The sequence below is a fragment of the Oleiphilus sp. HI0117 genome (assembly GCF_001635235.1).
The window spans coordinates 1-8,474 of record NZ_LWGA01000846.1; the positions used below are offsets into that span (position 1 = coordinate 1).

The window sequence follows — 8,474 nt, forward strand, 5'->3', positions numbered from 1 at the left end:
GAATAAAAAGAAAGCCCTGATAATATCAGGGCGTGACTCTTCCAGATGCAGATCTGAAATAAAATAAGTGCTCATGACGAGGTCTTATTCACCATCTTCAGCTGCTTCACCTTCAAGAACGCTAGCTTCTTCAATGATCACGTCTTCAACTGGCACGTCTTGGTGGCCAGCTTTAGTCGTGGTCTTAACGCCTTTGATCTTATCGACAACGTCTTGACCTTCAACGACTTCACCAAATACTGCATAACCCCAGCCTTCCATTGTTTCAGCCGTATAGTCTAGGAACGTGTTGTCTTTAACATTGATAAAGAACTGTGCAGACGCTGAGTGAGGGTCCATAGTACGAGCCATGGCAACGGTGTAGTTCTTGTTGCTTAGACCATTGTTTGCTTCGTTCTTGATAGTTTCACGGGTAGTTTTCTGGTTCATGCCTGGCTCAAAACCACCACCTTGAATCATGAAGTTACTGATCACTCGGTGGAAGATAACACCGTTGTAAAAACCTTCTTTAACATACTGCTCGAAGTTTTTAGCAGTCACTGGCGCTTTTTCGAAATCTAACTTAAGTGTGATATCACCGTGGTTGGTTTTTAATAAGATCATGAGTCTTGGCTTTCCTGTTGATAATGTAGAAGAACTTGTTCAGGCGCATTGTATATAAATTGGCTTTGAATCGCTATGGCTTCGGTGATAGTTAAAAAACTGAAAAAATACTCAATTATTAATGACAAAATTGATCTGAGTTATTGCTCTAATTTATTAATCGCTTTATCGTTTAGGCAGAATATAAAAGAATAGGGTGCACAATGAGTAGTGGAATGAATATGAGTACCGATGCAGGGAATATCTTTAAAAAAGCCTCTCTCTATAAAGGGGTACATAAGCAGATTCGACAAAAGGTGAGTCATACCATTGATATGCCCTCGTCGCTTTCTTCTGTGATTACCTCCGATTGTGTTAACGAGGCTGACCCAGAATCAGTTGGTATGACCAGAGAAGGCGTTGAGGCGATTTGGAAATCGGTGGAGGATATTTATAGCACTGCGTTGTACCCAGGCGTTTCAATTAGTATGCGCCGACGAGGAAAAGTAATACTTGATCGTGCGATTGGTCATGCGGTTGGTAATGGTCCTGACGCACAAGAAGGTGATGCTCGTGTTCTTATGCGTCCTAATACTCCTGTCTGTTTGTTTTCCGCTTCTAAGGCAGTTACGGCTTTTTTGATGCACCTGCTTTCTGAAGATAAACTCGTTCATCTGCATGATCCTATTAGCTTCTATGCACCGGAGTTTGGTAAGAATGGCAAAAAGAATGTCACGATTCACGAGGTCTTGTCCCACAGAGCGGGTGTTCCTGGATTACCGAAAGGTGTTCCCCCTGAAGTCTTGTGGGATAACGATGAAATCTGGCGCATCTTGTGTGAGACCAAGCCTCAGTCTTCAAAAGGCAACCGGTTGGCATACCACGCCTTGACGGGTGGCTATATTCTTGAACGTGTGGTTAGGCAGGTTACCGGAAAAAGTATTCAAGACTTCTTGGATGAGCGTGTCAGAAAACCGATGGGCATGAAGTATTTCCGCTATGGTGTGGAAGAGCGCTATGCTGATCGGGTGGCCGATAATCACGCGACAGGCGTTAGGCCTTTCTATCCTATTTCGGCTTTAATTGAGCGGGCATTGGGTGGATCGCTTGATATGGTTGAAAGTGTAACTAATGACCCACGTTTTAAAAAGGCGGTTATTCCTGCTGGCAATATTATGGGAACCGCAGAAGAGATAGGCCGCTTCTTCCAAATGCTGTTGAATAACGGTGTATGGGAAGGCAACCGCGTATGCCACCCAATGACGGTTAAGCGCTTTACTCAGGAATATTCCAGTATCCAATTTGATCAAACACTTATGCTGCCTATGCGCTACAGTGCTGGCTTAATGTTGGGCGGTGAGCCCTTCGGTATGTGGGGTAAACACAGCGCTCAATCATTTGGACATATTGGTTTGATCAATAAACTATGCTGGGCCGACCCGGTGCGTGATGTGTCGGTGTCTTTGTTGACGACAGGGGTTCCGATTGTAGCCAATAACATTCCGACCTTATTTAGGTTTATGAACAAGATTGATAAGCATTGCCCAAAGGGCGCGACAGTGAAATAGCTAAAACGCCACTCTGGAATCAACGGGGTCAGACTCGATTGAATTTCAATCGAGTCTGACCCCGTTGATTACTTTCTATTAGTATCGATTTCTATATAATGTCGGGTTTTATTTTTCGTCGGATTATCACCCAGCATGTCAGAACAAAACACTCCTGAAAAAGACACCGAAGTTAAGCACTTTTTACAGCAGGCTATCGAGCAGGACATTGCCGATAACAAGCATGGCGGCAAGGTTGTTACGCGTTTTCCTCCTGAGCCGAATGGCTTTTTACACATTGGTCACGCTCGTTCTATTTGGTTGAACTTTGGTTTAGCGAAAGAGTATGGCGGTGAGTGTAACCTTCGTTTTGATGACACCAACCCTGAAAAAGAAGAGCAGGCCTATATTGATGCGATTCAGGAAGATGTTAAGTGGTTAGGCTACGACTGGTCGGGTGAGGTGCGTTATGCTTCTAACTACTTCGACAAGTTTTATGACTGGGCTTTGCATCTCATCAATCAAAAATTGGCTTATGTTTGTCACCTTTCCCCTGCCGAAGCCAAAGAGTATCGTGGTTGGGCGACGTCTCCTGGTAAAGAAAGTCCTTATCGAGAGCGTACAGTTGAAGAGAATTTAGCTGAGTTCGAGAAGATGCGTGCCGGTGAGTACGATGAAGGCGCTTGTGTTTTACGCGCCAAGATCGATATGGCCTCACCAAATATGAATTTGCGTGACCCGATTCTTTATCGTATCCGTAAGGCTTCTCATCATCAAACGGGTGATAAGTGGTGTATTTATCCGAGTTATGATTTTGCTCATGGGCAGGAAGATGCCATTGAAGGTGTGACGCACTCAATTTGTACCTTGGAGTTTCAGGCTCACCGGCCTTTATATGAGTGGTTTACGGAAAACCTACCTGTTCCGAGTAAGCCTCGCCAGTACGAATTTGGTCGTTTGAACTTGAACTATACCGTTACCAGTAAACGTAAGCTTAAGAAGTTGGTGGATGACAGTGTCGTTTCAGGTTGGGATGACCCGCGTATGCCAACGGTATCAGGTATGCGTCGTCGTGGCTTTACGCCCACTGCGCTAAAAAGCTTCTGCGATATGATCCCTGTTTCAAGCAAGAACAATAGTGATATTGACGTGGCGATTCTTGAGCGAGCGATTCGTGATGATTTAAACGACAATGCTGCGCGCGCCATGTGTGTGATGAACCCTATTAAGGTGACGATATCTAACATGGCTGATAATAACGCCCAGGGTGCTGACGAATTGCTGAATGCTGCCTGTCACCCTAGTAAGCCGGAGTTAGGGAGTCGCAGTCTGCCATTTACTGAAACACTCTACATCGAGAAGAGTGATTACACTGAAGATCAAACCTTGTCGCGTAAGAAGTTCAAGCGCTTAGTCTTAGGGGATTATGTTCGCTTGCGTGGTGCCTACATTATCAAGGCCGAAGAAAGTGTTAAGAATGAGCAGGGTGAAATTGTTGAAGTGAAAGCTAGCTTGGTTGCTGACTCGGTAGGCAATAATATCGAAGGAATTAAGCCTCGCGGTGTTATTCACTGGGTATCTGCTGAGCAGAGTGTCGAGGCGGAAGTGCGTTTATATGACCGTCTTTTCAATCATGCTAACCCAGATGCGGGTGAAGAAGATTTTATGACGCATGTTAACCCTGAAAGCTTTAGTGTGATTAAGGCTTACCTTGAGCCTGATGCAGCAAAAGCGGAGCCTGAGGCGAATTTCCAATTTGAGCGAGAAGGCTACTTTGTTGCCGATCGATATGACCATAAGCCTAGTGAAGGTAAGGTCGTATTCAATCGCACAATTGGTTTAAAAGATAATTGGGCAAGCAAATAAGTAAGAGTAGATGGAGTAAAGAATATGTCATTGAAAATTTATAATACGCTATCTGCAGAGAAAGAAGTATTTAAGCCGCTTGAAGAAAACAAAGTCAAAATGTATGTCTGTGGGATGACGGTGTATGACTATTGCCATATCGGTCATGCTCGCGTGCTGGTCAGCTTTGACGTGATTACGCGTTACTTGCGCCACTCTGGCTACGACGTTACGTATATCCGAAATATCACCGATGTAGATGACAAGATCTTCGCCCGAGCGGCGGAGAATGGAGAGGCCTACGATGCTTTAACGCAGCGCTTTATCGATGCGATGCATGAGGATGAAGCGGCGTTGTCGGTGAAGTCTCCAGACCAGGAGCCGAGAGCGACGGCGCATATCCAGGAAATTATCGATATGATTCAACGTCTGATCGACAACGAGCATGCTTATGCTGCCGACAATGGCGATGTCTATTATGCGATCGATAAGTTTGAAACCTACGGTAAGCTAAGCAAGCGTAATACCGAAGAGCTGTTGGCGGGTGCGCGTATCGATGTTGAAAAGCATAAGCGTAATCCACTGGATTTTGTTTTGTGGAAAGCGGCAAAAGAAGGCGAGGCTAGCTGGGAATCCCCGTGGGGGAATGGTCGCCCTGGCTGGCATATTGAATGCTCAGCCATGTCGACTTGCTGTTTGGGTGATACCTTTGATATTCATGGGGGCGGGCCAGACTTAAAATTCCCACATCATGAAAATGAAATTGCCCAGTCTGAAGGTGCAACCGGTCAGAAGTATGTGAACTACTGGATGCATGCAGGCGCTGTTCGTGTAAACAAAGAAAAGATGTCTAAATCTTTGGGTAACTTCTTCACCATTCGCGAAGTCTTGGAAAAGTATCCGGCTGAAGTGATTCGTTACTTCCTAGTGTCTAGCCACTATCGTAGTCAGGTTGATTATTCCGAAGATAACCTGGTTGAAGCGCAAGCAACCTTGGATCGTTTATATCAGTCTTTACGTGGTTTGAGCGAGGCAGAGCTAAGTTCTGAAGTGCGCGTTGAGTCTTATCTTGAGCGCTTTAAAACAGCGATGGATGATGACTTTAATACGCCTGAAGCATTGGCCGTGATGTTTGACTTGGTTCGAGAGCTAAATGTTGCACGTACTGATGAAGGTGACAATGTTGCGGCCTTGGCTAGTACGCTTCGTTCTTTAGGTGAAGCTTTGGGTATTCTTCAATTAGACCCTGAAGATTACTTTAAAGGCGCAGCTTCGGCTGATGGTTTATCAAATGATGAGATAGATGCTTTAGTTGTGGCAAGAACAGAAGCACGTGCGAATAAAGAGTGGGCGGAGTCTGACCGAATTCGTGATCTGTTGTTAGAGCAGGGCATTACCTTAGATGATAGTAAAGATGGTACCAGCTGGCGCCGCTCTTAATCACTAATAAACTCAATCGTAGGCAGAGGGTTCTACCCCTCGCTAATGCGGTGCTTCATAGAAACTTTGTGCCAGTCCGCCAGCGAGGCACGGAGACATCTGCCTACAAGTGACTGTCGAGATAGCGCGTTTGTAGTTGTAGGCGGCCCGTCTCGGGGCGCAAGTCTTTCCACGGTGTATCAGATAGCCTAGCGGTTTCGTTCGCGCGGCCGGAGGCCCCGCCTACGTGGAGTTTGGTATATATTCTTTTGTAGGCAGAGGGTTCTACCTCTCGCTAATGCGGTGCTTCATAGAAACTTTGTGCCAGTCCGCCAGGGAGGTACGGAGACCTCTTCCTACAGGCTTGCTTCAACTTAGCTATGCAGCTCATTCGCTGCATAAAGCGTATTTTCCATCAGCGTTGCAACTGTCATGGGGCCTACACCGCCAGGAACAGGTGTAATCCAGCCAGCGCGCTCTTGCGCGACATCAAATTCAATATCACCCACCAAGCGGCCATCGTCCAAACGGTTAATACCCACGTCGATAACAATTGCGCCAGGCTTAATCCATTCACCTTTTACTAAGCCAGGTTTGCCGGTGGCAACGACTACGATGTCGGCCTGAGATATCTTCTCGGGCAGGTTTTTGGTGAAGCGGTGAGTGGTCGTGACAGTGCAGCCAGCTAGTAATAGCTCAAGGCCCATCGGTCGACCAACGATATTAGAAGCGCCGACGATAACGGCATCTTTGCCTCTGATTGTTTGTCCTGTTGTTTCCAATAAAGTCATTATGCCTTTTGGGGTGCAGGAGCGGAGTAGGGGCATTCTTTGTGCAAGGCGGCCAACATTAAAAGGGTGGAAGCCATCTACATCTTTATCTGGGCGTATACGTTCTAGTAAAGGATCGCTGTCTAGGTGTTCAGGCAGAGGGAGCTGAACCAGTATGCCGTCGATTGTTTCGTCGGCATTATATTTGTCAATAAGGCTTTCTAGCTCTTCCTGACTTGTTTCAGTAGGAAGTGTCAGCGTTTCGGATTTGAAGCCGACTTGTTCGCAAGAGTTAGTTTTGTTTCGAACGTACACTTCAGATGCTGGGTCAGCACCTACCAATATAACCACAAGCCCGGGAGGGCGCTTACCTTGGGCGACTCTTTCTTTTACGCCTTCGGCCACTTTAGCCTTTACCTCTTGCGAGATTTTCTTTCCATCAATTAGTGCTGCGGTCATGTTCGATCTCTCTAACCCTGAATTTTGAATGGCGGCATTTTCTCATGACCCTTTATGAATAAAAAGCTTATAAATTGCTTTTTTAAAAGAATTTCTAAAATTCGCTTTAAAATTTGTTGACGATCGAAAAAACCGGCTGTATTATTCGCGCCATCTTTGAGAGGCAACGAGGAATGTTCCAGGCAGCAGTGCTTGTGAATAGGAGTTGTTAGCTAATTTAAGTATGATCGGGGTATAGCGCAGTCTGGTAGCGCGCCTGCTTTGGGAGCAGGATGTCGGGAGTTCGAATCTCTCTACCCCGACCATTTTAAAGATCTTGTTTCATGTTGTTTGTGTAATAGGGTTTTTAGAGAAAAGGATTCGAGCGCCCGTAGCTCAGCTGGATAGAGCAACGGCCTTCTAAGCCGTAGGCCATAGGTTCGAATCCTATCGGGCGCGCCATTTATTAAGTGGTAGAAGCCAGGTAATGGTGGGCGTAGCTCAGTTGGTAGAGCTCCGGATTGTGATTCCGGCGGTCGAGGGTTCGAACCCCTTCGTCCACCCCAACTTTTTGCAAATTGTTGATTTACAACGGGTTGCAAGTTGGTTAGAATACGAAAAAATTGACGATGCGAAAGTGGCGGAATTGGTAGACGCGCTAGATTTAGGTTCTAGTGTCTTGCGGCGTGAGAGTTCGAGTCTCTCCTTTCGCACCAAGTCAAATCTTGGTGTTTCTAAAAAAGCAGTATTTTACCGCAATAAAATATCTGCTGTTTGTTCTCTTCCTTGGTTATATTTATATATAACGAATAATCTGAATATAAATCTTTTCTAGTTTATTACGCTTTCCTGTGAATTGTTTTTCGTTTTTGATGTTTTTCATCGATTAAGCACCCTTAAGTCGATTAAAGTGCTTGATATATTCAGGTAGTGATCTTAATATTCGCCCCCAATAATTTTAATGGCTGATACACTGTCTAGATCGATTCGATCACTAGACTGTCTTTCAATCATGTATATAGGTGCTTTAAGCGCGCGTACGCAGATTGGTAGTGGTGTTAGGTCTTCGAGCAAACACGTTATATATAATTGAGGAATGTCCATGCAAGTTTCTGTTGAATCCACGTCTTCCATAGAGCGCCGAATGACGATTGGTGTACCTGCTGATCAGATCGAGCGAGAAGTCGAGGAGCGCCTTCAGAAGACGGCTAAAACAGCACGTATCAACGGTTTTAGACCAGGAAAGGTGCCAGTTAAGGTTGTTAAAAAGCGTTATGGACAAGGCGTACGTCAAGAAGTGATTGGCGAAGTAATGCGTAACTCTTACGTTCAAGCGTTGACTCAAGAGAAAGTTAACCCGGTTGGTTATCCTCGTTTTGAGCCTAAGACAGTTGAAGAAGGTAAGGATCTAGAGTTTATTGCGATTTTTGAAGTGTATCCAGAAATCGAATTGGCTGACTTGTCTGGGCTTAAGTTAGAAACGCCAGTTGCTGAAATTAAAGAAAAAGATATCAAGAACATGATTGATACGCTTCGTCGTCAGCATGGCACACTTAAGTCAGTAAAGCGTAAGTCTAAGAAGAAAGACTTGTTGACGCTTGATTACGTTGGTTATATGGATGGTGAAGCGTTCCAGGGCGGCACAGGTAAAGACCAGAAGATCACTTTGGGTGCCGGTCAAATGATTGCTGGCTTTGAAGACGGTCTGATCGGTTCAAAAGCTGGTGAGTCAGTGACTTTAGAGCTGACTTTCCCTGAAGACTATGCGAACGAAGAGTTGGCAGGTAAAGATGTTAAGTTTGAGGTAGACGTTAAAGTTGTTGAAGATACTGTGCTTCCTGAAATGGATGAAGAGTTCTTCGGTAAATACGGC

General features: G+C 45.3%; 6 protein-coding genes and 4 tRNA genes. 8 read left to right on the forward strand and 2 right to left on the reverse strand.

Going from position 1 to position 8,474, the window contains the following annotated elements; all coding sequences use genetic code 11:
- Positions 1-84: 84 nt before the first annotated feature.
- A complete protein-coding gene (locus A3757_RS14470; RefSeq protein ID WP_068510343.1) occupies positions 85-603 on the reverse strand; it encodes a peptidylprolyl isomerase in 519 nt (172 codons plus the stop codon).
- A 203-nt stretch (positions 604-806) separates the two neighbouring features.
- On the opposite strand from A3757_RS14470, the gene A3757_RS14475 reads away from it, so the two are divergent.
- The 3 genes from A3757_RS14475 (at position 807) to cysS (ending at position 5,414) form a co-directional block, all read left to right on the forward strand.
- A complete protein-coding gene (locus A3757_RS14475) occupies positions 807-2,150 on the forward strand; it encodes a serine hydrolase (protein ID WP_197470058.1) in 1,344 nt (447 codons plus the stop codon).
- Between the two features lie 135 nt (positions 2,151-2,285).
- Positions 2,286-3,995, forward strand: a complete 1,710-nt coding sequence (locus A3757_RS14480) for a glutamine--tRNA ligase/YqeY domain fusion protein (protein WP_068554097.1) — start codon at positions 2,286-2,288, stop codon at positions 3,993-3,995.
- A 24-nt stretch (positions 3,996-4,019) separates the two neighbouring features.
- A complete protein-coding gene (gene cysS, locus A3757_RS14485; protein ID WP_068739824.1) occupies positions 4,020-5,414 on the forward strand; it encodes a cysteine--tRNA ligase in 1,395 nt (464 codons plus the stop codon).
- A gap of 353 nt (positions 5,415-5,767) precedes the next feature.
- Here the strand turns inward: cysS and folD are convergent, their stop codons facing one another.
- The gene (gene folD, locus A3757_RS14490; RefSeq protein WP_068739826.1) at positions 5,768-6,622 is read right to left on the reverse strand and encodes a bifunctional methylenetetrahydrofolate dehydrogenase/methenyltetrahydrofolate cyclohydrolase FolD; all 855 of its coding nucleotides are present in this window, start codon (positions 6,620-6,622) and stop codon (positions 5,768-5,770) included.
- A 228-nt stretch (positions 6,623-6,850) separates the two neighbouring features.
- Between folD and A3757_RS14495 the strand changes: the two genes are divergently transcribed.
- The 5 genes from A3757_RS14495 to tig form a co-directional block, all read left to right on the forward strand.
- Positions 6,851-6,927, forward strand: a tRNA-Pro gene (locus A3757_RS14495).
- Between the two features lie 59 nt (positions 6,928-6,986).
- Positions 6,987-7,063, forward strand: a tRNA-Arg gene (locus A3757_RS14500).
- Positions 7,064-7,091: 28 nt separating this feature from the next.
- A tRNA-His gene (locus A3757_RS14505) sits at positions 7,092-7,167 on the forward strand.
- Positions 7,168-7,232: 65 nt separating this feature from the next.
- A tRNA-Leu gene (locus A3757_RS14510) sits at positions 7,233-7,317 on the forward strand.
- Between the two features lie 386 nt (positions 7,318-7,703).
- On the forward strand, positions 7,704-8,474 hold a 771-nt coding region (tig, locus tag A3757_RS14515; protein WP_068739828.1), incomplete at its 3' end, for a trigger factor.